The organism is Paenibacillus sp. JT31N11, assembly GCF_056269285.1.
Genome location: NZ_JBWDNQ010000027.1, coordinates 26,487 through 50,634 on the forward strand (window position 1 = coordinate 26,487; position 24,148 = coordinate 50,634).

24 protein-coding genes are annotated in these 24,148 nt (G+C 53.6%); 8 read left to right on the forward strand and 16 right to left on the reverse strand.

Translation table 11 applies throughout. The features are described from left to right. Positions 1-49: 49 nt before the first annotated feature. From AC0YNV_RS38235 to AC0YNV_RS38260, 6 genes are all read left to right on the forward strand, one after another. Positions 50-1,297 (forward strand): glutamate-5-semialdehyde dehydrogenase, encoded by a 1,248-nt coding sequence (locus AC0YNV_RS38235; protein ID WP_475772706.1) that lies wholly within the window; start codon positions 50-52, stop codon positions 1,295-1,297. A 19-nt stretch (positions 1,298-1,316) separates the two neighbouring features. After that, positions 1,317-2,201 (forward strand): pyrroline-5-carboxylate reductase, encoded by an 885-nt coding sequence (gene proC, locus AC0YNV_RS38240; RefSeq protein ID WP_475772707.1) that lies wholly within the window; start codon positions 1,317-1,319, stop codon positions 2,199-2,201. Beyond that, a complete protein-coding gene (locus AC0YNV_RS38245) occupies positions 2,194-3,426 on the forward strand; it encodes a 2,3-diketo-5-methylthiopentyl-1-phosphate enolase (protein ID WP_475772708.1) in 1,233 nt (410 codons plus the stop codon). Before proC ends, AC0YNV_RS38245 begins: the two co-directional genes overlap by 8 nt. Beyond that, positions 3,423-4,121: a 2-hydroxy-3-keto-5-methylthiopentenyl-1-phosphate phosphatase gene (locus AC0YNV_RS38250; protein WP_475772709.1), complete on the forward strand. Its 699-nt coding sequence runs from the start codon at positions 3,423-3,425 to the stop codon at positions 4,119-4,121. Before AC0YNV_RS38245 ends, AC0YNV_RS38250 begins: the two co-directional genes overlap by 4 nt. 1 nt (position 4,122) lies before the next feature. Beyond that, complete coding sequence (gene mtnB / locus AC0YNV_RS38255) at positions 4,123-4,770, forward strand: methylthioribulose 1-phosphate dehydratase (protein ID WP_475772710.1); 648 nt, start codon at positions 4,123-4,125, stop codon at positions 4,768-4,770. A gap of 108 nt (positions 4,771-4,878) precedes the next feature. Beyond that, positions 4,879-6,009: a MerR family transcriptional regulator gene (locus tag AC0YNV_RS38260; RefSeq protein WP_475772711.1), complete on the forward strand. Its 1,131-nt coding sequence runs from the start codon at positions 4,879-4,881 to the stop codon at positions 6,007-6,009. A gap of 27 nt (positions 6,010-6,036) precedes the next feature. Here the strand turns inward: AC0YNV_RS38260 and AC0YNV_RS38265 are convergent, their stop codons facing one another. Then, on the reverse strand, positions 6,037-7,272 hold the full coding sequence (locus AC0YNV_RS38265) for a DUF2515 family protein (protein WP_475772712.1): 1,236 nt from the start codon (positions 7,270-7,272) through the stop codon (positions 6,037-6,039). A gap of 244 nt (positions 7,273-7,516) precedes the next feature. Here AC0YNV_RS38265 and AC0YNV_RS38270 point away from each other — a divergent pair, with 244 nt between their 5' ends. Next, the gene (locus AC0YNV_RS38270) at positions 7,517-8,203 is read left to right on the forward strand and encodes an SOS response-associated peptidase (protein WP_475772713.1); all 687 of its coding nucleotides are present in this window, start codon (positions 7,517-7,519) and stop codon (positions 8,201-8,203) included. A 207-nt stretch (positions 8,204-8,410) separates the two neighbouring features. On the opposite strand, the gene AC0YNV_RS38275 is transcribed toward AC0YNV_RS38270, so the two are convergent. The 5 genes from AC0YNV_RS38275 to AC0YNV_RS38295 form a co-directional block, all read right to left on the reverse strand. Continuing rightward, positions 8,411-8,698 (reverse strand): stage VI sporulation protein F, encoded by a 288-nt coding sequence (locus tag AC0YNV_RS38275; RefSeq protein WP_475772714.1) that lies wholly within the window; start codon positions 8,696-8,698, stop codon positions 8,411-8,413. Between the two features lie 74 nt (positions 8,699-8,772). Then, the gene (gene recG, locus AC0YNV_RS38280) at positions 8,773-10,821 is read right to left on the reverse strand and encodes an ATP-dependent DNA helicase RecG (protein WP_475772727.1); all 2,049 of its coding nucleotides are present in this window, start codon (positions 10,819-10,821) and stop codon (positions 8,773-8,775) included. Positions 10,822-10,831: 10 nt separating this feature from the next. After that, positions 10,832-11,686, reverse strand: a complete 855-nt coding sequence (locus AC0YNV_RS38285; protein WP_210047082.1) for a DegV family protein — start codon at positions 11,684-11,686, stop codon at positions 10,832-10,834. A 15-nt stretch (positions 11,687-11,701) separates the two neighbouring features. Beyond that, positions 11,702-13,474 (reverse strand): DAK2 domain-containing protein, encoded by a 1,773-nt coding sequence (locus AC0YNV_RS38290; RefSeq protein WP_475772728.1) that lies wholly within the window; start codon positions 13,472-13,474, stop codon positions 11,702-11,704. Between the two features lie 55 nt (positions 13,475-13,529). Next, the gene (locus AC0YNV_RS38295; RefSeq protein ID WP_475772715.1) at positions 13,530-13,889 is read right to left on the reverse strand and encodes an Asp23/Gls24 family envelope stress response protein; all 360 of its coding nucleotides are present in this window, start codon (positions 13,887-13,889) and stop codon (positions 13,530-13,532) included. 291 nt (positions 13,890-14,180) lie between these two features. On the opposite strand from AC0YNV_RS38295, the gene rpmB reads away from it, so the two are divergent. After that, entirely contained in the window at positions 14,181-14,369 is a 189-nt protein-coding gene (gene rpmB / locus AC0YNV_RS38300; protein ID WP_210047080.1) for a 50S ribosomal protein L28, read from the forward strand. A 334-nt stretch (positions 14,370-14,703) separates the two neighbouring features. On the opposite strand, the gene spoVM is transcribed toward rpmB, so the two are convergent. The 10 genes from spoVM to def form a co-directional block, all read right to left on the reverse strand. Beyond that, positions 14,704-14,784 carry a stage V sporulation protein SpoVM gene (gene spoVM / locus AC0YNV_RS38305; RefSeq protein ID WP_010345573.1) on the reverse strand — a complete coding sequence of 27 codons (81 nt, stop codon included), beginning with the start codon at positions 14,782-14,784 and terminating at the stop codon, positions 14,704-14,706. 269 nt (positions 14,785-15,053) lie between these two features. Further along, positions 15,054-15,320: a hypothetical protein gene (locus AC0YNV_RS38310; protein ID WP_475772716.1), complete on the reverse strand. Its 267-nt coding sequence runs from the start codon at positions 15,318-15,320 to the stop codon at positions 15,054-15,056. Between the two features lie 14 nt (positions 15,321-15,334). Then, positions 15,335-15,979: a ribulose-phosphate 3-epimerase gene (gene rpe / locus AC0YNV_RS38315; RefSeq protein WP_475772717.1), complete on the reverse strand. Its 645-nt coding sequence runs from the start codon at positions 15,977-15,979 to the stop codon at positions 15,335-15,337. A 2-nt stretch (positions 15,980-15,981) separates the two neighbouring features. Beyond that, positions 15,982-16,941 carry a ribosome small subunit-dependent GTPase A gene (gene rsgA, locus AC0YNV_RS38320; RefSeq protein WP_210047077.1) on the reverse strand — a complete coding sequence of 320 codons (960 nt, stop codon included), beginning with the start codon at positions 16,939-16,941 and terminating at the stop codon, positions 15,982-15,984. After that, a complete protein-coding gene (gene pknB / locus AC0YNV_RS38325; RefSeq protein WP_475772718.1) occupies positions 16,901-19,027 on the reverse strand; it encodes a Stk1 family PASTA domain-containing Ser/Thr kinase in 2,127 nt (708 codons plus the stop codon). Before pknB ends, rsgA begins: the two co-directional genes overlap by 41 nt. 5 nt (positions 19,028-19,032) lie before the next feature. Further along, complete coding sequence (locus AC0YNV_RS38330; RefSeq protein ID WP_475772719.1) at positions 19,033-19,788, reverse strand: Stp1/IreP family PP2C-type Ser/Thr phosphatase; 756 nt, start codon at positions 19,786-19,788, stop codon at positions 19,033-19,035. Positions 19,789-19,792: 4 nt separating this feature from the next. Continuing rightward, positions 19,793-20,839: a dual-specificity RNA methyltransferase RlmN gene (rlmN, locus tag AC0YNV_RS38335; RefSeq protein WP_210047093.1), complete on the reverse strand. Its 1,047-nt coding sequence runs from the start codon at positions 20,837-20,839 to the stop codon at positions 19,793-19,795. A 253-nt stretch (positions 20,840-21,092) separates the two neighbouring features. Then, positions 21,093-22,544 carry a 16S rRNA (cytosine(967)-C(5))-methyltransferase RsmB gene (gene rsmB, locus AC0YNV_RS38340; RefSeq protein ID WP_475772729.1) on the reverse strand — a complete coding sequence of 484 codons (1,452 nt, stop codon included), beginning with the start codon at positions 22,542-22,544 and terminating at the stop codon, positions 21,093-21,095. 80 nt (positions 22,545-22,624) lie between these two features. Beyond that, positions 22,625-23,572 carry a methionyl-tRNA formyltransferase gene (fmt, locus tag AC0YNV_RS38345; protein ID WP_475772720.1) on the reverse strand — a complete coding sequence of 316 codons (948 nt, stop codon included), beginning with the start codon at positions 23,570-23,572 and terminating at the stop codon, positions 22,625-22,627. Positions 23,573-23,576: 4 nt separating this feature from the next. Then, positions 23,577-24,065 (reverse strand): peptide deformylase, encoded by a 489-nt coding sequence (def, locus tag AC0YNV_RS38350; RefSeq protein ID WP_210047073.1) that lies wholly within the window; start codon positions 24,063-24,065, stop codon positions 23,577-23,579. Between the last annotated feature and the right edge of the window lie 83 nt (positions 24,066-24,148).

A 24,148-nucleotide genomic window follows, 5' to 3' on the forward strand; every position in this document is an offset into this window, starting at 1 on the left:
AGTATATTCCATGATGGATCACAGCAAAACTCTTAGGAGGGAACTATAAATGAGCGAAGTACGCGAGAAGGCGGCCCTTGCCAAGCAAGCGGCTGCCATAATGAACCGGATGACAACAGAGCAAAAAAATGCTGCCCTGCTGGCCATGGCCGATGCGCTCGTTCGCGAGCATGCCTCGATCACTGCGGCCAACGGGCTTGATATCAAACGCGGCCGTGAGAACGGAACGAGTGAATCATTGCTGGACCGGCTTAAACTGAATGAGCAGCGGGTTGCGGCAATAGCAGACGCGCTGCGTCTCGTTGCCGGGCTGCCGGATCCGGCAGGTCAGGTTCTGGAATCCTTCGACCGTCCCAACGGCCTGCAGATTACCAAAATCTCCGTTCCGCTTGGTGTAATCGGCATGATTTACGAAGCGCGTCCGAACGTCACGGTAGACGCCGCAGGCCTTTGCCTCAAAACAGGCAATACCGTTGTCCTGCGCGGCGGATCGGCTGCCATCGAATCGAATCGGAGGATCATTGAAGTACTGCGCGGCGCACTGGAGGAGACGGCGCTGCCCCCTGATGCGATTCAGCTGATAGAGGATCCCAACCGCTCATCTGTGGATGAAATGCTTAAACTCAATGGCCTGCTCGACGTGGTTATTCCCCGCGGCGGTGCTTCCCTGATTCGCAATGTCGTGGACAATGCGACTGTGCCGGTTATAGAAACGGGCGCCGGAATCTGTCATACTTTCGTCGATGAGAGCGCCGATCCGCAAATGGCCTCCGATATTGCCTTCAATGCGAAGGTACAGCGCCCATCCGTATGCAATTCGATGGAAACCTTGCTCGTGCATGAAGCGTTCGCCCCAGATTATCTGCGATTGATTGCTGACCGGCTATTAGCCGCCAATGTTGAAATTCGCGGATGCGAACGGGCCTGCGCACTTATTCCTGAGGCCAAAGCGGTAACCGAAGAGGATTATGCCACTGAATACAATGATTACATTCTAAACATCAGAATAGTAAATAATCTGGACGAAGCGCTTGCTCATATCGGAAAATATGGAACCATGCACTCGGAGTGCATCGTCACCGGGAATCAAGCGAATGCCGCGCGTTTTCTCCAGGAGATCGACGCTGCAGCTGTCTACCATAATGCATCCACGCGCTTCACAGATGGCTTTGAATTCGGCTATGGCGCCGAGATCGGCATCAGTACGCAGAAGCTGCATGCGCGTGGTCCTATGGGCCTTCCGGCTCTGACGACAACAAAATTCCTAATTTCCGGCAGCGGGCAAATCAGAGGTTGATGAGGAGGTTATCTTTAAAATGTCACAATTATTCTCTGCCGGTGTTTCTCCGCAGATCAGTTCGCTCCGGTTGTGCTTTTACGGTGCGGGATCGATGGCGGAAGCGATTGTTCGCGGCCTGCTGGACCAGGGGCTGACCGCACCCGGACAGATCGGAATGATCAATCGCCAGAATGCAGCCCGGCTTGACGAGCTTGCCGCGCGTTACGGCGTTCAGGCCGCGTTTGATAATGAAGCCAAAACAACCATGATCGGCGGAGCCGATATCGTATTTCTGGCAATAAAGCCGAAGGATGCCGCTGAGGCTTTGAAGCAGCTCCGCCATGTGCTTCGCCCCGATCAATTGATCGTCTCGGTTATCGCCGGCCTGTCGATCCATACGATGGAAACACTGCTGGGCCAGCCGATGAACATTGTCCGCACGATGCCCAATACGTCAAGCACGATTGGTCTTGGCGCAACCGGCATCAGCTTCTCCTCCACGGTATCCGAGGGGCAGCGCAGCCTCGCAGAGGCCATGTTCAAATCCGTCGGCATGACGGCAGTCGTCGAGGAGCATCTTCTGGATGTCGTGACAGGTCTCTCGGGCAGCGGTCCGGCTTATATTTATTATGTCATGGAAGCGATGATCGAAGCCGGCCGGGGCCGCGGTCTCAGCGAGGAGGCTTCCCGCGAATTGACAATCCAGACCGTTCTGGGCGCCGCCCATATGGTCAAGGCGACCCATGAGCATCCGGCGGAGCTGAGAAGAAAAGTGACTTCTCCCAACGGAACGACACAAGCCGCAATAGAGACGCTTGACGCGCACGGCTTCACCCAAGCCCTCGTCCATGCGATAGGGCGGGCCACCGACCGCGCCGCCGAGATGGGCAAAGACATCGAGAGGAGTGCCACTCATGAGTGATCAGGTATGCATCGCGACTTACCGCTGTTATGACGATAAAGCTGATTTTCACAAGAAAGCCCAGGGCATTGCTGTCGGGCTGACCGTTGGCAGCTGGACCGATTTGCCCGAAGCCCGCAAGGCGGAGATGGAAAAGCATCTTGGGCGTGTCATAGCCGTCACCGTTCATGAGCCGGAAGGTGCGGTGCCCGGCGAGCGGTTTGCCGACCTCCAGATCGCATATCCAGACATTAATTACAGCCGCGATCTCCCTGCCCTGCTCGTCACCGTATTCGGCAAGCTGTCGATGGATGGCAAAATCAAGCTGCTGGATCTTCAATTTTCCTCAGCCTTCACTTCGGCATTCCCCGGCCCCAAATTCGGTATTGCCGGGGTAAGGAAGCTGCTTGGCGTCCACGACCGCCCTCTGCTGATGAGCATATTCAAATCCGTCATCGGCCATGACCTGACCAATTTGCGGGAGCAATTTTATCAGCAGGCCCTGGGCGGAGTCGATTTGATCAAGGATGACGAAATTCTCTTCGAGAACCCGTTGACTCCATTGGAGAAACGGGTAGAGGTTTGTATGGATGCCGCGCGTCAGGCGGAACGTGAAACCGGACAGAAGCTGCTGTATGCAGTCAATCTGACGGGGCCGACCTCACAGCTTGCCGCTAATGCCAAACGGGCAATCCGTGCAGGCGCTAATGCGCTCCTGTTCAATGTATTGGCGTATGGCTACGATGCCCTGCATGAATTGAGCTGCGACCCGGACATCGCCGTCCCGATCGCCGCCCATCCCGCCATGGCAGGCGCTTTCTATCCGTCGCCGCATTATGGGATCTCCGCCCCGCTGCTGCTGGGCAAGCTGATGCGTCTTGCCGGGGCCGATCTGGTGCTTTTCCCTTCGCCTTACGGCTCTGTTGTTATGCCTAGAGAAGAAAATCTTGCTGTCCAGGCAGCTCTCGTCGATCCCGGCCTCCCCGTTCCGTCCAGCTTTCCCGTCCCTTCTGCGGGTATCCATCCCGGACTCGTTCCGCTTATTTTGCGCGACTTTGGACAGGAAGTCGTTGTCAACGCGGGCGGCGGCATTCATGGCCATCCCATGGGGACAGCGGCGGGCGGACAAGCTTTCCGTCAGGCCATAGCGGCAACGCTTGCCGGAATTTCACTGCCAACGGCAGCGGAGCAGCCGGGACAAGAAGCTTTGAAAGCGGCCATCGCCAGCTGGGGGTATAAGGAATGAGCCTGGAAATAACGAATCCGGTATCGTCCAGAGGGAAAAAGCGCATCATTTTTTGCGATTTTGACGGGACTATTACCGAGAACGACAATATCGTGGCCATCGTGCGGCATTTCAATCCGCCGGGCTGGGAGCAGATCGTCGATGATGTCGTGTCACAGCGCAAATCCATCCGCGAGGGTGTCGGCGAGATGTTCCGCCTGCTTCCGGCAGCGCGAAAAAAAGAGGTTGTGGAATACGCAATCAGCAATGCGCGCATTCGTGCGGGCTTCAGCGATCTGCTGGCATACAGCGAAGCCCATGATATCGAATTTTATGTAACGAGCGGCGGGATTGATTTTTTTGTATATCCCCTGCTTGCTCCCTTTGGCATTGCCGAGGACCATATATACTGCAACGGCAGCGATTTTACAGGAGAGCAGATCGAAATCACCTGGCCTCATGCCTGCGACGGAAACTGCAGCAACGACTGCGGCATGTGCAAAACGACCATCATCAGGCGCTTTCCTTCTGAGGCGTACACGCGGATATTGATTGGCGACAGCGTAACGGATTTTGAAGGGGCTAAGCTGGCTGATGTCGTATTTGCCCGTTCCCACCTGATCAGCAAATGCAAGGAGCTTGGACTGCCTTATAATGAATTTGAGACGTTTCATGATGTGATTGCCGTTCTTAAACATGAGGAGGATTCCCATTAATATGATTTTTGCAGACATTGCTACTGAAGAGAAACAACGGGTTCTGGCCGAGCTTGGCGAGGTCAAGCGTTTATTCGCTTCCCGCGGCTGGTTCGCCGGAACAAGCGGCAATCTGTCCATCCGGGCAGGAGAGTTTGCACCCGATTCGTTCAACTTTGCCATAACGGCAAGCGGGAAAGACAAGTCGCTCTCAACGCCGGAGGATTTTCTGTTCGTCGATCAGAATGGGTCGCCCAGCGAAACCACCAGGTTAAAGCCATCCGCAGAAACCTTGATTCACTGCGAGATTTATAAGCTAACCGGATGCGGAGCCATCTTCCATGTCCACACTGTTATGAATAATGTGATATCAGAGCTGTTCTGGGACCGCAAATCGATCCCCGTTGACGGCGTGGAGCTGATCAAGGCTTTTAATATCTGGGAGGAAGAAGCCCATATTGAAATTCCCATTGTCTCGAATTTCGCTCACATTCCAAGCATCGTTCCGGAGATCACTGACCGGTTGGATCCGCGAATTCCCGGTATCATGCTGCGCAAGCACGGCATCTATGCCTGGGGCGCCAATGCTTTTGAAGCCAAACGGCATTTGGAGGCATTCGAGTTTCTGTTCGAATATGTTTACCGCTGGGAGCTGCTGCAGCGAAAATAAGGAATCATTTCAGCTGCATACTTCAACCGGCGGATTGGGCGGCATAGATGGCTCTTGACCTTCACGCAGGGTCAACGTTTACAATCGGACATGAAGGAGATGGTTCATATGCCGCTGTACATCCATGAAACCGCAAAATGGCTCGGGACTACGCCCCGGGCCATTCGTTTATATGAAGAAAAAGGATTGATCACGCCGGACAAATCCCCCGTGAACGGATATCGCATCTATAGGAAGCAGGACCTTGAGCGTCTGCGGTGGATTATTGCGCTGCGGGAGCTGGGCTTATCCCTGGCTGCGATCAGCGACATGATTCCCGCCGCCCGGCCATTCCTCCGGGCAGATGAAGATTCGGATTCCATGGATTCCACAGACATCCCGGATCGTGCTCCCGGCATATCCTCGCATACCCGGAAAGATGCCTCTCTCGCGCTTCTTGGAAAGCTGGATGAAGCCAGAAAAGCGATCTACGAGGAATGGTCCCGTCGCTCGCAAGCGCTGCAGGCTCTGGACAGTATGCTTGCATCAGGATTTGTCCGGCAGGATCTGACTTTAACGGAGCTTGAATCAACCGCTGCCGAAATCAGGCAATTATCAGCCGTAAGAAGCTCCTGGCATGATCAATGGGATTATGACCGTCTGGCCGCGAGCCATCGCGAGCTGGCCGTTCTTCAGGCGCTTCACCCGCTGGTGAATGAACAAAACTATCAGCTTGCACATGATGCTATTGCGCAGTGGATCGATCCTGTCTCTGGCGATCGCGGGATTGACCTCGCCGCGGGAACCGGCAGTCTGACCGCCCGTCTGGCCCGGTCGGGAGCTGTATTAACGGCAGTAGAGCAATCCGTGGAAATGCTCGCCCTTCTGCGCAAAAGCCTGCCTGAAATCGAAGCAAAGCAGGGAAATCTGCTCGCGCTGCCCTTCCAGGGAGCGGCATTTGATTTTGCCTCCTGCGCATTTGCCATGCACTATCTGGATGAGCGTCAGCAGCAGCTGGCTCTGGCCGAAATGGATCGTATACTGCTGCCTGACGGCCGTCTCTGTCTGGCGGGAGTTGTGATTGAATCATCCCCCGCGGATCCTCCAGCGAAATCGCCAGCACAATATCCAACCGACCCCCAGCAGGTGGCTGCATGGCTCGGTCAGCTTGGCTATGAAACCATTATGCCGACACTCACGCCCTCGCTGTGGATCATTTTTGCCCACAAGCAAAGACGGAAACCCAACATGAATGGTTAAACTGCCATTTTAAGCAGCCTCGAATTATCACGGCATCCCGGATTGGAGACGCTCCGCCCCTATCACCGCCAATTCAACTTTGTTAATGCCCAGGCAATGTTCATTCGTAATTTCAAAAATCGGCGGCAAAGGCAGGCTTTCAAAATATTGCTCGATCCCCACTGCCCACTGCATCCAATCCTCACCGCCCGCCCGTTCGAAGGGCTCGTCGGCCCAGGCTGCCTCGAGCACCGGGCTGTAAAGCGGCTTGGCCCCGTTAATGAGTCCGCATCCATTCAGACGCTCGGAATATCGCTTGGGCTGCCGGCCGCCGCTTCTCCTGGAAGCAAACAAATGCTGAGCGTAATCGGCCCTGGAGCCCGTATGGGGAACTGCCCTCACAAAAGCGAGCACGCCTTCGAATACCTCCGGCACTCCGAATAGAATCGCATACAGCCGTTTACCGAATTCAATCCGCTCCTGCAGGCTGCTGAAGTCTTCAAGCACAAGCCCGGCGAGCTTCATCTGCCCAGCCACCGGCGAACCGTAGGGCATAAATACCGCATTTGTCTGAAGCGGGGATTGCAGCTGAAAAACAAGCTTGCTCAGCACATGCTCCTTGTAGAAAGGCTGCTCCACCACACGCTTTTCGATGTAATGCTGTTCGTTCACGATGAGCGCCGTCGTCAGCAGCGCTGTCTCTTTACGCTGCCAGAATTGAGCCCATACACAGCTCATGAAGCTGGATACTCCGAGCTCCGGGAGGAGATGCGAGTAATTCATGCCGTTCCTTTTCCCCGCCTCATACAGCAGCAGCTGGGGATAGGCATCCGAGAAAATCAGCGCATTCGCCCGCTCCAACAGAAGAAAATCTGACCGACGCTGCTCTTCAGGAAGCAGTCTTGGCAGCAAATCCCCCTGCAGGTCTGTCATGTTCCAGCCGCCATTGCGGGAAACCATATGAGCAAGCAGTGCCCAATGAAGCTCCGGACAGCGAAAATAAATGGCTCGGTAAGCCTCTGTGCGCGTCATATTGTTGCGGTTGGCCCGCTCGGCATCAAGCTGTATCCGATAAAGCAAAGTGCGCTCCGCCTTGTTGATTTCCTTGTGTTTGCCGGAATGCTCCGCCCGATCCGATTCAGCAGCTTTATTCATCTCCGTCCAGGCTGTATGAAGCCTGCGTACCGAATCCTCGTGCAGACGGGGAAGCTTGGCCGTATCAGCCAGGCGCCGCGACAGCTTCCGGGCATTTCTCTTCTCCTCCAACAATCGGATAGCTTTCATAGGGAGCTTTATTATGTTTTTGATTATTTGGTATACTCGTTTTAGTAATGAATGCTGATTCGCCAAATTCCCAGTCCCCATCCTGCCGCCCCTTTACACTGCTATTATTTATCAGTATGGGCAAGCCGGGGCGCTGTTAGCCATTCAGGAGGCCCCCTTCTTGAAGGACTGCGGCTTGCAGCCAACGGAGCAGGCTCATTTGTCATCTAAACTGATTTTATTAAATAAGGAGGCGCATTGGCTTATGTGCGGACGCTATACCATAACGGTATCCATCGAGGAGTTAATGCTGCGCTACTGGAATCTTGATACGGCCATTCCCTTTCATCATCCGAAGTACAACGTCGCTCCGGGACAGATGGTGACCGCCATCATTCACGACGGCAAGAAGAACCGGCTGGGCGAGCTGAAATGGGGGCTGGTCCCTTCATGGGCGGATGATCCGAAGATGGGCGGCAAGCTGCTGAATGCACGTTCCGAGACCGTATGGGACAAGCCGGCCTTCAAAAAACTCATTCAGCGGAAACGGTGCATCCTGCCTGCCGACGGCTTCTATGAATGGCGCAAGGATGCGGCCGGCAAGCAGCCGATGCGGATTGTTCTCCGCAATTCCAGCCTGTTCAGCATGGCTGGCCTGTACGATACATGGCTTTATCCCGATGGGCAGAAGCTCAGCACCTGTACAATTCTGACGACGGATGCCAACGAGCTGATGCAGCCTATCCACCACCGGATGCCAGTCATCCTGAAACAGGAGGATGAGCAGGCTTGGCTGGATCGTACGTTTCAGGACCGTGAACGGCTGAGCCAAATGTTGATGCCTTTTCCAGCGGACGAACTCCGCGCTTATCCTGTTACTAGTGACGTAGGCCGGGTATCCTTCGATGAGCCGGCCTGTATTGAACCGCTGGCCGACGACAGTACGCCCTGATACCTGAAATAGATGGATAAGCTCCATTGCTGCTGCGCAGGGCGGTCCACTGATTCGGTAATTCCATGAACAGCAAGAAGCCGCTCCCTCGTGATGGGAGCGGTTTTTTGCTTCTGATGCATTTTTTTGTGTACTTCTTGGCAGTGGTTAGAACATACATGATCGCATTCCAGGTTACGCACTGATCCGGTCGCCAGGCTTGCCGGGCTAACGGAACATCGCCCATAATTTAATCAGATGAATCGTATTCTTAGGATCTATGCGCTGTCCCAGGACAAATGAAATCATCTGATCCTCCTGTACCTGCGTGAGCGGCTCCTGTAAAATTCCCGCCGTGGTGCGAACCAGCTTCCGCACCTTCGTCCGGTCCTGCAAATCCGATTTGCTCAAACCATCCAGCGCTTTCTTGACACGATCCTTGGTAGCTTGGTTTTTCATTTTCACTTTGACGCGCTCGACCAATTCGGGCTTAATCCCGTATTTTGTGTAGCTCATCAGCAGCTTAGCACCTCCGTCCGGCTTTGAAAAGCCAATCGTTGTACTATATGCCACAGCTGGGCTGAAAAAAACTAGTCCAACAATTCGCCCTGAAAAAGTTGATCCTGCCTGAGCACCGCGCGCAGCCTTTCGTATGCCGCCGCCGTCCAGAAATCCGCCTGCCCCGTCAAGTCAGCGGCATCGTCGCGGGCCATCTCCAGCACCTCGAAATCCGCCGCCATATCGGCCAGCTTGAAGTCGGGAACGCCGCTTTGCTTGGTTCCAAAAAAATCGCCGGGTCCGCGCAAATCCAAATCTCGCCGGGCCACTTCAAATCCGTCGTCCGTCTCCGTCATGACCTTCATCCGTTCACGACCTGTCTCCGATTTGGGATCGGCAATGAGGACGCAGTACGATTGATGGCCGCCACGGCCCACACGGCCGCGGAGCTGATGGAGCTGGGACAGTCCGAAGCGCTCGGCATCCATGATGATCATGAGCGTCGCATTCGGCACATCCACACCGACCTCGACAACCGTCGTAGCCACGAGCACATGGATGCGGTTATCGCTGAATGAGCGCATAACCTCGTCTTTCTCCGCGGCCGGCAGTCTGCCATGGAGCAGACCGATTGCCAAATCGGGAAATGCCTGCTGCAGCTGGACATGCAGATCGATGGCGTTTTGCACGTCAAGCTTCTCCGACTCCTCGATGAGCGGACATATAAAATAAGACTGCCGCCCTGCATCCACCTCACGCCTGATAAAACCGAACACACGCTCCAGCATCCCGTGCTTCACCCAGTAGGTCTGTATCGATTTCCTGCCATGAGGCCGCTCGCGCAGCGTGGAGACATCCAGATCGCCAAAGGCCGTAATCGCCAGCGTCCGCGGAATCGGCGTAGCCGTCATCGTCAGCACATCAGGGTTCAAGCCCTTCCTGCGGAGAATGCTCCGCTGGTTGACGCCGAACCGGTGCTGCTCATCCGTTACCACAAGACCCAGACTGCGGAAATTGACGCCTTCCTGAATGATGGCGTGGGTCCCGACGACAATATCGGTTAAGCCCATTTGCAGGCTGGCGACGGCATCCTTTTTCTTGCGGTCGGTCAAACTGCCGGTTAATAAACCCACTTCCATCCCCACCGGTTCAAATAAACGCTGCAGCGAACGAAGATGCTGCTCGGCCAATATCTCGGTCGGCACCATAAGCGCCCCCTGATGGCCGGCTTTGACTGCAGCGAAGAGCGCAATGGCGGCGACCACCGTTTTGCCGGAGCCAACATCGCCCTGCAGCAAACGGTTCATGCAGGAGGGCTGCCGCATATCGGTCAGGATCTCATTGACGACCTTCTTCTGTGAGTCCGTCAGCTCAAAGGGCAGCGTCTGGGCGAACATCCGGATGGATTCCGCGTCGACGACATGCGCGATTCCATCCATCCGCTTCCGGTTTAATGAGCGGTAGGCCTGCAGCTTCAATTGAAAGAGGAATAACTCTTCATATACCAGTCTGCGCCTGGCCGCCTGTCCTTCCGATGTATCATCCGGATGGTGGATGCGCTGCACCGCCTCCCGCCGCGGCATCAGACGATGCTTGTCCACCAGCACATGCGGCAGCACCTCTTCAATCATCGACCCATACTGCTCCAGCGCCTGTTTAATGGTTTTCCTGATCCAGGGCTGGGTAATGCTGCCCCCGACGGAATAGACCGGCTGGAGCGTCCCTGAGCGCGCTGTGCCCTTATCCGGGAATTCCGAGTCGGAGACCGTAAGCTGCAGTCTGCGCTGCTCCCATTTGCCCGTCAAGATGATTTCCCGGCCGGGAGTCAGCTGATCCTGCAGAAACTGCCGGTTAAACCACACCGCCGTCACCAGCAGGCCGTCCACCATCACCTTGCAGGTCAAGCGCGATTTGGCACGCCCGTAACGCTGCAGCGAGGGAACGCTCATAATTTTCCCTTGAACGGTTCCTTTTTCCCCGTCCTTCGTTTCCGCCAGCCCTTTGATCCGGTAGTCCTCATACCGGAAAGGGAAATAATCCAACAAGTCGGCAATCGTATGGACGCCAAAGGCGTGAAGCTCCTGTTCCTTTTGAGCGCTCACGCCTTTGGCCTGCCGAACCGCTATCTGATCAAGCCTCATCATACTATTTTCACACCCGATTTATGAATAATGCGGCGGTACCAGGACCGACATGCGTTCCAATGACGGCGCCGATCTCCGTTTGCTTGATATTGCGCACATTCAATTGTGCCTGGGCAAGCGCTGCAAGCTCCAGTGCGTTATCGCTTTTGTAGGCCCAGGCGACCATGATTTCAATGGGATCATTACCGAAATCCTGTTTGAACAGATCGATGACCCGCTGCATCGCTTTTTTTTGTCCCCGGACCTTATCGATCGCAGTCACCTCGCCGCTATCATCCAGAGACAGGATCGGCTTCACATTCAAGATCGATCCGAACAGCGCCGCCGCTTTACCGATTCTGCCGCCTCTTTTGAGATATTCCAGCGTATCCACCAGAAAATACAATCTCCGGTCCTTGGCCAGACGGTCAATTTCCGCAAGAATTTCTTCCTTGGAGCTCCCCGCCGCCGCCATTTCCGCCGCTTTTACGACAAGCATTCCAAATCCGTAGGAGGCCGACTTGGAGTCGATTACTGTGATATCGCCTTCCTCTTCGAGCAGGGAGGCCCCCAAAGAAGCGGATTGATAAGTGCCGCTGACCGCGGATGACAAATGAATGGAAATAACCGATACGCCAGGCGTCTGCTTGGTCAAGCGGCTGTAAACCTCCATAAACTCAACAGGCGAAGGCTGTGAAGTTGTGGGCAAGGACTGTGAAGCCGCCATTTTCTCATAAAATTCATTATTTCCGATCGAGACGGCATCCTGATAGGTCTGCTCTCCGAACATGACCTTCAGCGGCACCATATCGATGCCAAGCTGCTCCCGAACCCGCCTGGGAATATCCGACGTGCTATCTGTCACAATTTTGACCGTGCCCATATCCAGTTCTACCCCCTACTCAACTGCAAATAGATAAGGATAAAGCGGTTGTCCGCCCTCATGCACCTCAAGCTCGGCATCCGGATAGGTTTCCCGCACCCAGGTTTCCAGTTCCGAAGTCTCTGCTTTGTCAGCCGGCTCTCCCGTCAATACCGTGATCAGCTCACCGCCGTTCTCCAGCATCAGCGTGAGAAGCTCCCTGCAGGTCAACTGCAGGCTGGGTGTGGCGCTGACGATCGCTTTTTCGAAAATACCCAAATAGTCTCCTTCGCGTATTTCGATGCCGTCAATGGTCGTGTCCCTGATGGAATGCGTGACTTGTCCCGAGCGCACCTGAAGGGCGGCCTCCGCCATCGCTTCCCCGTTCACAGCGGCAGAATGCTCATCACGGAAAGCCAGCATAGCTGCAAGACCCTGCAGAATCGTTCTCGTCGGCACGACCGTCACATTTCTTCCGGATAGCTCCGCCGCCTGCTCCGCTGCCAGAATGACATTCCCGTTATTGGGCAGCAGATAAATTTGGTCTGCGGACAGCGACTCGATCGCTTTTACAAAATCCTCCGTCGAAGGATTCATGGTTTGTCCGCCTGACAACACGATATCGACATTGTTTTCGAGGAAAATCGAATTGATCCCTTCACCCATGGCAACGGCGATAATTCCGTACGGAGCCCATTCATGAGCCTGCTCAACAGGTACGGAATCAGCAGGCGCGCCGGTCAAGACCTCGGGAACGGCAAGTCCAAGCGCTGCATCCTCTACGCTTATGGACTTGCTCACCCCCGCTCTCTGCCAGGCCTCTTCATGAATCTCTGCGGTTTCACCGGCCTTCATCAGCTCCCGGTGCTGTTCGCGCATATTGAGAATATGAATATCCGTAAGCTCGCCGTAGGGCAGAGCATAATTGAGCACATCTCCGGGCCTGCGTGTGTGCACGTGGACCTTGATCACCTCGTCATCGGTGATGACCAGGAGAGAGTCGCCATCCCTGGAAAGCAGACGCTTGAACGCGGTCTCGTCGAAGCGCCGCACACCAGGTCCGGCAAGCTTGCGGTTGATGAAAAATTCCATATCGTATAAGAATTCAATGGTTTCCGTTGATAGACGCGACTGGGCGCTTGCCGGCTGCTGCTTCTGCAATACAGGCGCCGCGGGCCGCTGTACTTCGTAATAATCAGACCGGATTCTTTGAAAATCGTTATCCTTCGATTGTTCAGCCAGTGCATCCAAAAATCCTTCATAAATATAAACAAGTCCCTGTCCGCCCGAATCCACGACGCCTACCTGCTTCAGCACAGGCAGCTGATCCGGCGTACGCGACAGCGCCTCGTCAGCTTTGCTATGAAGCTCGCGGATAAGATCAATCATATCGTTTGAACGCCTGGCGTAGGCAACCGCATGCTTCGCCGCTTCTTTCGCAACGGTCAGGATCGTTCCTTCTACCGGCTTTGCCACAGCGCGATAGGCCATATCTACACCGCTTTGCAAAGCGGCGGCGAACTGCACGGTATTCACCTCTTCCAGAGCCGATACGCTCTTAGCAAAACCACGAAACAACTGCGATAAAATAACGCCGGAATTGCCCCTGGCGCCCATAAGCAGCCCTTTGGAAAGCGCTTCCGCAACTTTGCCCACAGCCGGAGAAGGTTTATTTTGTAGTTCATTCGTTCCGGAGGTCATCGTTAAATTCATATTCGTGCCGGTATCTCCATCGGGTACCGGAAACACATTTAACGCGTTTACACGTTCCACGTTCCGCTGAAGAAATGCTGCTCCGCTGAGTACCATTCCCGAAAAGTCAGACCCGTTAATCAAGCGTTTATTCAAGTGCCCTAGCCCCTTCCTACCGAGATACACGTACGCCCTGGACAAAAATATGTACGTAGTCCACTTCCAGACCAACCACTTCGTTGAGCACATATTTTACTTTTGACTGGATATTGTGTGCGACTTCCGAAATTTTTGTTCCGTAGCTCACGATGATGTATAAGTCGATATGTACGCGTTCGTTCTCCCGGCGGACTTCGACGCCGCGGGACAGATTATCCCTACCGAGCAATTCGGTGATCCCATCCTTAAGCTGTTTGCGCGAAGCCATGCCAACCAGTCCATAACACTCCAACGCCGCCGAGCCGGCAAGCACAGAGATTACATGATCGGTTATTAAAACTTTCCCTACTTCCGAGTTCAGCTCAAGTGGCATGGAAAATCACTCCTTCTTTAACTATTATGGACTAAACAACATTGTACTATAAATAACGACGTTTTAGAAGTATAGACCCCATTTTACGTCAATTTTCTGCTAATTGCTCCATCTCCCGAAAGAAAATCCCCTGGGTAGGTGCTTGATGGATACTGGAGGATATGCTATTATATTTAAGTGTGTTTATTTGCAAGGAGCTAATTAATTCTTCTTGTGAACAAAAGCTTTAATTGTATTCTTTGAATTGTAATTCAAACAGGATCGCAAAAAATCCTGAGGAGGTGTATTTTCATGTCACGCAAATGTTTTATTACGGGCAAAAGCCCAGGAACGGGTAATCACGTTTCTCACGCCAATAATAAAAACCGCCGCACTTGGGGCGTCAACGTTCAAAAGGTTCGCATTCTTGTTGACGGCAAGCCAAAACGCGTTTATGTCAGCACTCGCGCTCTGAAAGCCGGTAAAGTAACCCGCGTATAATCGCCAAGAAGAAATAGGTGACGCCGTCCTCTGGCGGCGGAATCAGCTTTCTTCCCTCTGAAATATAAGCAAAGCGTGGAGTACGTTAACCTTTCTCATATTTCATGGAAAAGCACCCGAATCCGTTCAGGTGCTTTTTTTGTATTCCGACAGCTATGAACTTACGGTTGCTTCCAGAAGCTGCGCGAAGCACAGCAAGTGAGCCCCGGTATTCAATTCAATCCTGGTATCTCTACACAGAAAACAGCCGTCCGTGGCACGGCCGGCCTCTGCTTCCTGCGCGCTACCCGCGCACGCAAGTCCTTGCAGCGCGCTCTGCATAAGACCAGCGGGGCTAGTTTTTCTGGAACGTATTTAAGATCGCTTTGACGAATCCACCTAAAAATTTCGGCAGCTTGATTGTGTAAAATTTCATGCTCCACCCCTCCTCCAAAGCTTACAACAACAATTGCGAGTTCCTGCTGCTGTGGAAACCTGACGCACATCGTGAACCGTCCTTATCCTAGAGAAAGCCGCAGTTAACTTGTTCTCGAAAAACAGCTCTCTTCGCCTTCCCATACGCTGGGACATTACGACATAAAAAAAAGGCTACAAGAACGTTCGTTCATGTAACCATCCTATGCAATTCCGGATTGTCCTATTCCAACTTGGGGCTCCTCATGTTGTGAGCTACCCCTTCACCTGTTAAGGTTGAATAGGATTAGCTTTCATGTAGCTTACCATGGCAATGATGATGACAAACAAGAAGAAAAAGAACACCGCAAGCAGGATAAAAATAATGCGTGACCCGATTTTTGGGAATTTGCGAAAAAATAATACTCCGATCACCAGCGCAAGCAGAGAGAACACGATATTGATTCCCGTCTTGAAGGTGGAAAATAAACCAAGCATCAGGCCTGCTCCCAGGCTGTATATAAAGATCAGCAGGCCGTTTTTTATCCGCTCTCCCATGGATCCTGGCCCTCCTAACGCAATGCGGCTATGGCAGCCGCACGGTCTTTCTGTGAGAACACGCTGCTTCCGGCTACCAGCACGTTGGCACCGGCTTCCTGGACGAGCGGCGAAGTCTGGGCGTTTATTCCTCCGTCAACCTGCACATGAACGTCATGCAGGCCCCGGGCCAGCAGCATCGCTTGCAGCGCTCTGAGCTTGGCTACAGATTGCGGGATAAATGCCTGTCCGCCAAAACCGGGATTAACGGTCATAATCAGCACCAAATCCAGGTCGTCGAGCAGGTTCTCCAGCACATTAACGGGGGTAGAGGGGTTAAGTGCGACCCCGGCAGGCAAGCCCGCTTCTTTAATCATATGCACAACTCTGTGCAAATGAACACACGCCTCCGCATGAATCGTAATTCGATCAGCCCCTGCCTGTACAAAGTCGGAAATATATCTCTCCGGCTGTTCAATCATCAGATGGACATCAAACGGCAGCTTTGTAAATGGACGCACAGCGCTTATGACAACCGGCCCGAATGTGAGATTCGGGACAAAATGTCCGTCCATCACATCAATATGGATCCAATCCGCGCCGGCCTGCTCCAGTTCTTTGATATCTTCTCCCAATGTCGCAAAGTTTGCCGACAGAATCGATGGTGCAATAAGCGACATGTTTAATACCTCCGCTTTCTCTCTTTCATTTCATTCATGAAATGCTCGTAATTTTTATGTCTGGAAGGGGCAATTTCGCCGGCCTCCAGCGCCTCCAGAACGGCGCAGTCAGGCTCATGAAGATGCGTGCAGCCGCGGAATTTGCAGGAAGGCGCAAGCTTGCGCATTTCCCGAAAGCAATCTCCCAGCTCATCAATGCCAAGCTCCGTAAAATCCAGCTGGCTAAACCCCGGTGTATCTGCCACATAACCTCTTCCTGTATGGATCAGCTCGACCTGGCGGGTTGTGTGCTTGCCTCTTCCCAGCCTGGCGCTGATTGCATTGGTTTCAAGCGATAGGCCTGGAACCAGCGCGTTCAGTAAAGAGGATTTGCCGACACCGGATTGACCGGCGAATACGGCGATATGACCGTGCAGCCGTTCCATCATTTCAGAGGTTCCTTCGCCAAGCCTCGAACTTGTGGTGATTACATCATATCCGATCGGTTTGTATATTCGAAGCACCTCATCCATGGATTGACGCGCCTGCTCCGTTTCCTCGCCTTCCACGGTCAAATCCTGTTTGCTGAGGCAGAGCATGGCCTCAATTCCGGCATGCTCAATGTGGACAAGAAATTTATCGAGCAGCTGCAGATTAAGAGCTGGCTCTGTAACGGAAAAAACCAGGACAGCAAGATCGACATTTGCCACCGGAGGACGCGCAAGCTCCGAACTCCGGGGCAGGATCGTATCGACCGTTCCTTCGCCATTCTCCGTCCGCTCATAGAGCACCATGTCGCCGACAAGCGGTGATTCACCGCGCTTCTTGAAGATGCCGCGGGCACGGCATTGAATCGGTTTTGTCCCCGCGGCATCCTCTTCAGGAAGTACATAATAATAGCCGCTAAGCGCTTTTACAATCCGACCGACATGTTCTTCCCGCTTACTGGGGCTGGTCTGTTGTGTTCGTGCTTTGGTTGCCATTTATGTCAGTCTCCTCGTTTTGGTCCGGTTGATCCACAGGCGGATCTTCCGGTGGCGGTGCCATTCCAGGTATGGTATCCGGCGTAGAATCCGCCCCCGCCTTCACTTCTTCATAGGTGCGGGCAAAAGTATCGGCAAACTGCCCGTCCCGGAATACCGAAACCATCGCTTCCGTATTCGGATCCAGTACAACTTTTACATTGAAGGTCTCAGTATCATTAATGGTTTTCTTGCCCCACTCGATATTCTCCCCGCGCGCATCGGTAAATGTAATGCGCACTTCACTAGGCTGTCCTGCAATTGCTGGCGAAACCGTAATATTGAATGTGTATTCAAGTGCATCCTCAGGGTATCCGGAGCTGATCGTCAGCGTGATTTCATCACCTTTGGATACAGGCGCATCCGGTTCAAACGGATACTGGGTGAGAACCGTTCCTTCTTCTTTATAGCTGCCTTCGCGGACGATATCCTTGGCTTTGACTACCAGACCTTTTGCTTCCAGCGCTGCTATTGCGTCTTTCTCGCTTTTGCCCACTACATCAATCATGGGGAAGGTCTCCTTGCCCTTGCTGACCTTGAAGGCGAAGGTTGCTTTCTTCGGATCGAACTGCTGGCCGGCTGCCGGCGTCTGTTCGGTGACCGTGCCAGTTGCCTGATCACTGAATACATCTTCTTTGCTGATCCGCTCCTCGGAAACACCCAGTGCGATGAGCGAATCCACCACCTCTGTATAAGTCTTTCCTGAGTAATCCTCTACGCCTTCAAGCTTAGGTCCCTTGCTTACATACAGCTTGATGAAGGAGCCTACCTTAACCCTCTGGTTGACTTTGGACTGCTCATAGACCGTACCTTCCGGGATATCCGCCTTTTCCATGTATACGGTGGGCTCTTCGACCTTCAGGCCAGCCTGCTCGAGATTCTGGCGCGCTTCCGCCTCTGTCTTGCTGATCACGTAAGGCACGTCCACTTCATCGATATCGAACCAGCTCAGCACCGTTCTCGCGCCCCAGAAAACAAGCGCAATGACAATCAACGTTACAAATACTGTAATGACAGGCTTGACCCATCTGCGCCTGCGTTTGCTTTCAACGAGTCCTGTGGAATCCCAGCGGTTCTCCTCCGTATCGGTCGATACCGCCTTGTCGCCACGCCCATTCCCTCCAGTCGACGCCAGCGTATCGATAATGCTGCCGCGAATAGCCGGCATCACGCGCGTCTCTTCAAAATCCGAACCGCTGACAAAAGTGATCTTCGGCTCCTTCAGACGCTCGGGCTGCAGACAGGTTTCCAGATCGCGCAGCATCTCGTCTGCCGAATTATAGCGTTCACTCGGATTTTTACGCATCGCCCGTAAAATCACATTCTCAACACTTTGCGGGATATACGGATTGACCACCCTTGGCTCTTCGAATGTCTCCTGCAGATGCTTGAGCGCGACGCTGATCGGGCTCTCGCCAAGAAATGGCAGCTTGCCGGTCAGCATCTGATACAGCACAATACCCAGTGAATACAGATCCGACTTTTCTCCGGTGCTTATGCCTTTGGCATGCTCGGGGGAGAAATAATGCACCGAGCCCAGCACCGAGCCCGTTTGTGTAATCGTGGAGGAAGTAACAGCACGGGCGATGCCGAAATCGGTAACTTTCACACGTCCGTTCTTGCCTATTAATATATTATGAGGCTTGATGTCCCGATGAATAATTTGGTTATGATGGGCATGCTCCAGCGCATCGCATATCTGAATGGCTATGCGAACCGCTTCTTCGGGCTGCAGCGGCGCCCGCTCCTGAATAATTTCGTTCAGGTTGTGACCTTCAACATATTCCATGACAATATAATGGGTTTCGTCCTCTTGCCCTACATCGTAAATGCTTACTACATTGGGATGAGACAAGGCTCCTGCGGATTGGGCTTCCCGGCGGAACCGGCGGATAAACTCCTCATCGTGCACAAACTGCTGCCTTAAAATTTTGACAGCAACTTTGCGGTTAAGCAAAATATCATGGGCTTTATATACGAGAGCCATTCCCCCGCCGCCAATGCGGGTAATGATCTCGTATCGACCGCCTAATTCATGTCCAATCATGTCGGTCACTCCTCTTGCTCTGTGTCTTCGGCATGATGCAGCAGGACGACCGTGATATTATCGTCCCCACCGGCCAGCAGCGCCAGCTCAACGAGCTTGTCCGCTTTCCCTTCCAAGTCGAGCTCCTCCTGGAGAATCGTCTCGGTTATTTCCTGTTCGGTGACCATATTGGTAAGACCGTCGCTGCAAAGCAGAAGCAGATCGCCGGGCAGCCATGACAAGCCCTTTACATCAACCTCCACATCAGCGTCGGTGCCAAGCGCCCTGGTAAGCACATTGCGTCTTGGATGCCGGGCTGCTTCCTCCACGCTGATTTGTCCCGATTTAACAAGCTCATTGACCAGCGTATGATCTACGGTCAGTTGGGTTAATACCCCGTCTCGCCATTTGTACGCCCGGCTATCCCCGATATGACCAATTACGCCGTTATCCGGCTGCAGCAGCGCCGCCACCACTGTCGTTCCCATATTATGGTATTGATCATTGCGGGAAGCCATATCAAATACAACCTCATTTGCCTGCAAAATCGCTTGGCGGATCAGCATCTTCCTCTCGTCCATCGACAGCTCCGCAGATGTTCCCTGCATGGCTTCGCGGAACGTCTCGACTGCAAGCTGGCTTGCTACATCGCCAGCCTGGTGACCGCCCATGCCGTCAGCTACAATGGCTACGGCAATGCCGGTTTCCGTCATTTCCGCATATCCCCGGTCCTCGTTCACGAGTCTTATCCGTCCGATATCACTGCGAAAAGCTATCTTCATATATTCACCCCACCGCTCCGTCCATATGTTTGGCGCGTAGTTGTCCGCAGGCTGCCGCAATATCATGACCTTGTTCTCTGCGGATCGTCACATTAATATTATTACGTTCCAGTACCCGGTGAAATTCAAAAATCTGCTCGCGCGGGGTTCTGACATAATCACGCTCTGGCACGTGATTGACCGGGATCAGGTTGACATGACAGAGCATGCCTTTGAGCACATCTGCCAATTCCTGGGCATGCTCACTCTGATCGTTCACACCGCCGATAAGGGCATATTCAAACGTAATGCGCCTTCCGGTTTTGGCGATGTAATTGCGGCAGGCCTCGATGACATCCTCAAACGGAAAACGGCGGTTGACCGGCATCAGCTTGGAGCGCAGCTTGTCATTGGGGGCATGGATGGAGATGGCCAAGTTGATCTGGGTGTTCTCTTCGGCAAACTTGTACATGCTTGGCACAATACCGCTGGTTGACACCGTAATATGTCGCTGACCGATATTGAGGCCTTTCTCATGGATCATGACCCGCAGAAATGCCATGGTCGCATCATAATTCTCGAAAGGCTCTCCGGAGCCCATAATGACGATGCTGGACACGCGCTCGTTAGTTGCATCAAGCATCTGCTGCGCTTTCACCACTTGAGCCGTGATTTCACCGGCCGTCAGGTTCCGCTTCAGTCCCCCAAGCGTGGAGGCGCAGAAGGTACAGCCGATGCGGCAGCCTACCTGGGTCGTCACGCAAATACTGTTGCCGTAGCTGTGGCGCATAATAACCGTTTCTATCGCATGGTTGTCATGCAGGCCAAACAGGAACTTCACGGTTCCATCCTTGGATTCGAAACGCGTAATTTCGGAAAGCGTCACGAATTGAAACTGATCGTCAAGCTTCTGGCGCAGCCCCTTGGAGAGATTCGTCATATCCTCGAAGCTCATCACACGTTTGACATAAAGCCACTCAAAGAGCTGTGTGCCGCGAAAAGCGGGTTCTCCATTTTCTTTCATCCAATCTTGCAATTGGTCAATCGTATAGTCGTAGATGAACGGTTTCATCATTTCACACCTGTTTCTTATATTATGGAATAGGCAGTCTTCTTGAATCATCAGAAAGGAAATTAACCAACCTGATATTATAGAGTGAAGAAACTTGACTTTGCCTCCAGAAGACGGTGGGAAGTGTTTCTTCTTACCTGCCATCGCTTATTTTACCACAAACGCCCATGACAGACCACAGAGGCCGCCTTGGGCGTCATTTTCGCGCGTTTATGCACGATTTCACAGCTGTTCTGCCGGTTTGGATACGGCTTTAATTCGCCCGTTTGAACCGGGCTATAAAAAAGCCGTCACTGCCAAAATGCTGCGGCAGCAATTGAACCGCACCACTAAAATCTACACCGATCACGCCTGCCTCACGAAGAGGCGCAAGGACCTGCTGCGGCCAGTCGGCATCGGGAGCAAAGGAAGGGTGCCTCTGCACAAATGAAGCCATTTGCGCCTCATTTTCCTCTCTTTCGATTGTGCAGGTGCTGTATACGAATGTGCCTCCGGGCTTTACAAGCTTGACCGCCTCATCCAGAAGACGCTGCTGCAGCCGGGCAATCGATTCAATATCCTCAGGCGACTTCGTCCATTTGATTTCCGGCTTGCGTCGAATGACACCAAAACCCGAACATGGAGCATCAAGCAGTACAACATCAAAGTCAGCCCCGGGATATCGGCTCGCCAGATCAGACGCATCCCCGCTGACAGCCTCGACCACAGTGAGGCCAAGCCGCTCTGCCTGGTCTTCAATCAGCTTGCGCTTGTGAGGATGCAGGTCATTGGCGATGAGCCGCCCCGAGTTGTCCATAAGCTCAGCCAGATGAGTCGTCTTGCCGCCAGGAGCGGAGCAGCAATCCAGAACGGTCATACCCGGCTTTGGCGCGCACACCTGGGCAACAAGCATCGAGCTCTCATCCTGCAGGGACCAGAGACCCTCTCCATAAGCCGCAAGCTGTGTCAAATTGCCGCCATGGCCGCTCACAACCAGTCCGCCTGCCGCAAGCTTGGACGGTGACGCCTGAATTCCCGCGTCAGCAAGAAGCTCTGCTGCTTTCTCCTCAGAAAGCCGGAGCGGGTTCACACGCAAGCTGGCATGGGGAGATTCATTGCCTGCCCTGCATATCTCTTCCGCGACCGCTTCTCCATAGGACTCAATCCATCTTCTGACCAGCCAGTCGGGATAGGAGTAGGTGAGGCCGATGCGCCTGACGGGATCAATCTCGTCGATCGGGAGCTTCATCTCGGCAAGCCTGCGCAGTAGATTGCGCAGAACTCCGTTGACCATTCCGGAAATGCCGGAGTGACCCCGCTGCTTTGCGATCTGCACCGCCTCATTAACTGCTGCATGCGCGGGAATGCGGTCCAGATACAGAAGCTGATACGCACTCATGCGAAGCAGCTGATGAACCCATGGGGCCAGCTTGTCCAGCCCTTTGGCAACCAGCTTCGCCAGACGGTAATCAAGCGTACGCTGCTGCTGAATGCTCCCGTAGACCAGCTCAGTCGCAAGCGCCGCATCCTGGCGCGTCAGCTGTGCGTCCTGCAGAGCGCGATTCAGCTGCAGATTGCTGTAGGCTCCGGCCTCGGCAACTTTGACAAGAGTTTGAAGCGCTATCTCCCGGGCGGTATGCTGCCTGGGCCTGGGCTTGCGCTGGTCCCCTCGGCTGGGGTGAGGTGATCCCGTCTTCTTTGACCCTGAAGCTTTAACAGCATTCACTGGGCCGCGGGATGATTTTTTTCCCTGCTGTGTTTTCCCGGCTTGTTGAACCTTTGCGGAATCGTTCTGATCCGGTTTATTCACAATTGCACGCCTCCAAAAACTGTACCTGCTTCAAGTCGCGCACCCTTCAGCCATTCGGATGCAGGCATGGCTTTCTTGCCTGCCGGTTGAATGACAGTAAGCAGCAGCATGCCCTCACCCGTCTGCACCAATATGCCTTTTTCATCCGCCTTCATCACCGTTCCCGGCTGCCCGCCGGATGCTGCGGTCGGTGGAAGCGGCCGGCAGCCCCACACTTTGAAGGTTTCCCCATTTAGAAGCGTGAAAGTGCCAGCCATCGGCGATAGTCCGCGCACCTGATCATATAGACTTCCGGCTGACCGGGTCCAGTCAATCCGTTCATCTTCTCTGGTCAGATTCGGGGCATAGGTGGCGTCGTCGTGATTCTGCGGCACCGCCACTGCCGTGCCGTCGGCAATCGATGGCAGCGTGCGCATAAGCAGCTCCGCACCGGCCTTGCTGAGCTCTTCGAACAGCTCGCCGGACGTAATTACATCGTTAATTGGCACCTCTATACGGCTGATCATATCACCGGTATCGAGTCCTTCAGCCATATACATGATGGTGACTCCCGTAGTTTTCTCACCGTTCATGACGGCACGCTGTATCGGCGCACCTCCCCGGTACTTGGGCAGCAGGGAGCCATGCACGTTAATACAACCCAGACGCGGCGCATCAAGCACAGCCTTAGGCAAGATCTGTCCATAAGCTGCCGTCACAATGAGATCCGGTTTCAGTCCCGCAATGCGGGCAACCGTTTCAGACGTTCTCAGCCGTTCAGGCTGCTCAACAGGCAGACCGCGCAGAAGCGCCGCATCCTTGACCGGAGGCGGCGTCAATGTTTTTTTGCGTCCTTTGGGACGGTCTGGTTGGGTGACAACGAGTACAATTTCATACCCGGCGCCGATCAGCGCCTCTAGTGAAGGAACGGCAAATTCCGGCGTTCCCATAAATACAATACGCATAGCGTCACTCCTCGCGTGGTGGTCGCGGACGTGATGCCGCGTCATAAATCTCATCGGCAATGTCCGTAAACAGCACTCCATTCAGATGATCAATCTCGTGCAGAAACGCCCGTGCCAGAAAATCCGCCGCTTCCATTTCGAACGGTTCTCCGTTTCGGTCAAAGCCTTTTACCCGAATACGCTGGGCACGGCGGACATCTCCATTGAGATTCGGAATACTGAGGCAGCCCTCAGGACCGAACTGCTCCCCTTCGGCCTCCACAATCTCCGGATTGACCATTTCAATAAGCCCATGATCATCACCGATATCAACCACGATAACCCGCTTGGATATGCCGACCTGCGGAGCGGCAAGCCCCACTCCATCCGCATCATACATCGTTTCCGCCATATCTCTCAGCAATTTATGCAAATTCGAATTAAATTTGGTAACAACAATCGCCTTCTCCCTCAAAACAGGATCCGGATCCTTCACAATAAGACGTATTGCCACAACCGTTCCTCCTAAAAGTTATTGCGTGGTTACACCTGAATGCTCGAGGGGAACCCGAGCGATTCAAGCCATAACTCACTTCG

Coding starts and splice junctions, on each gene's coding strand:
- AC0YNV_RS38235 (WP_475772706.1), top strand. CDS start 50: ATGAGCGAAGTACGCGAGAAGGCGGCCCTTGCCAAGCAAGCGGCTGCC.
- proC (WP_475772707.1), top strand. CDS start 1,317: ATGTCACAATTATTCTCTGCCGGTGTTTCTCCGCAGATCAGTTCGCTC.
- AC0YNV_RS38245 (WP_475772708.1), top strand. CDS start 2,194: ATGAGTGATCAGGTATGCATCGCGACTTACCGCTGTTATGACGATAAA.
- AC0YNV_RS38250 (WP_475772709.1), top strand. CDS start 3,423: ATGAGCCTGGAAATAACGAATCCGGTATCGTCCAGAGGGAAAAAGCGC.
- mtnB (WP_475772710.1), top strand. CDS start 4,123: ATGATTTTTGCAGACATTGCTACTGAAGAGAAACAACGGGTTCTGGCC.
- AC0YNV_RS38260 (WP_475772711.1), top strand. CDS start 4,879: ATGCCGCTGTACATCCATGAAACCGCAAAATGGCTCGGGACTACGCCC.
- AC0YNV_RS38265 (WP_475772712.1), bottom strand. CDS start 7,272: ATGAAAGCTATCCGATTGTTGGAGGAGAAGAGAAATGCCCGGAAGCTG.
- AC0YNV_RS38270 (WP_475772713.1), top strand. CDS start 7,517: ATGTGCGGACGCTATACCATAACGGTATCCATCGAGGAGTTAATGCTG.
- AC0YNV_RS38275 (WP_475772714.1), bottom strand. CDS start 8,698: ATGAGCTACACAAAATACGGGATTAAGCCCGAATTGGTCGAGCGCGTC.
- recG (WP_475772727.1), bottom strand. CDS start 10,821: ATGAGGCTTGATCAGATAGCGGTTCGGCAGGCCAAAGGCGTGAGCGCT.
- AC0YNV_RS38285 (WP_210047082.1), bottom strand. CDS start 11,686: ATGGGCACGGTCAAAATTGTGACAGATAGCACGTCGGATATTCCCAGG.
- AC0YNV_RS38290 (WP_475772728.1), bottom strand. CDS start 13,474: ATGGTACTCAGCGGAGCAGCATTTCTTCAGCGGAACGTGGAACGTGTA.
- AC0YNV_RS38295 (WP_475772715.1), bottom strand. CDS start 13,889: ATGCCACTTGAGCTGAACTCGGAAGTAGGGAAAGTTTTAATAACCGAT.
- rpmB (WP_210047080.1), top strand. CDS start 14,181: ATGTCACGCAAATGTTTTATTACGGGCAAAAGCCCAGGAACGGGTAAT.
- spoVM (WP_010345573.1), bottom strand. CDS start 14,784: ATGAAATTTTACACAATCAAGCTGCCGAAATTTTTAGGTGGATTCGTC.
- AC0YNV_RS38310 (WP_475772716.1), bottom strand. CDS start 15,320: ATGGGAGAGCGGATAAAAAACGGCCTGCTGATCTTTATATACAGCCTG.
- rpe (WP_475772717.1), bottom strand. CDS start 15,979: ATGTCGCTTATTGCACCATCGATTCTGTCGGCAAACTTTGCGACATTG.
- rsgA (WP_210047077.1), bottom strand. CDS start 16,941: ATGGCAACCAAAGCACGAACACAACAGACCAGCCCCAGTAAGCGGGAA.
- pknB (WP_475772718.1), bottom strand. CDS start 19,027: ATGATTGGACATGAATTAGGCGGTCGATACGAGATCATTACCCGCATT.
- AC0YNV_RS38330 (WP_475772719.1), bottom strand. CDS start 19,788: ATGAAGATAGCTTTTCGCAGTGATATCGGACGGATAAGACTCGTGAAC.
- rlmN (WP_210047093.1), bottom strand. CDS start 20,839: ATGAAACCGTTCATCTACGACTATACGATTGACCAATTGCAAGATTGG.
- fmt (WP_475772720.1), bottom strand. CDS start 23,572: ATGCGTATTGTATTTATGGGAACGCCGGAATTTGCCGTTCCTTCACTA.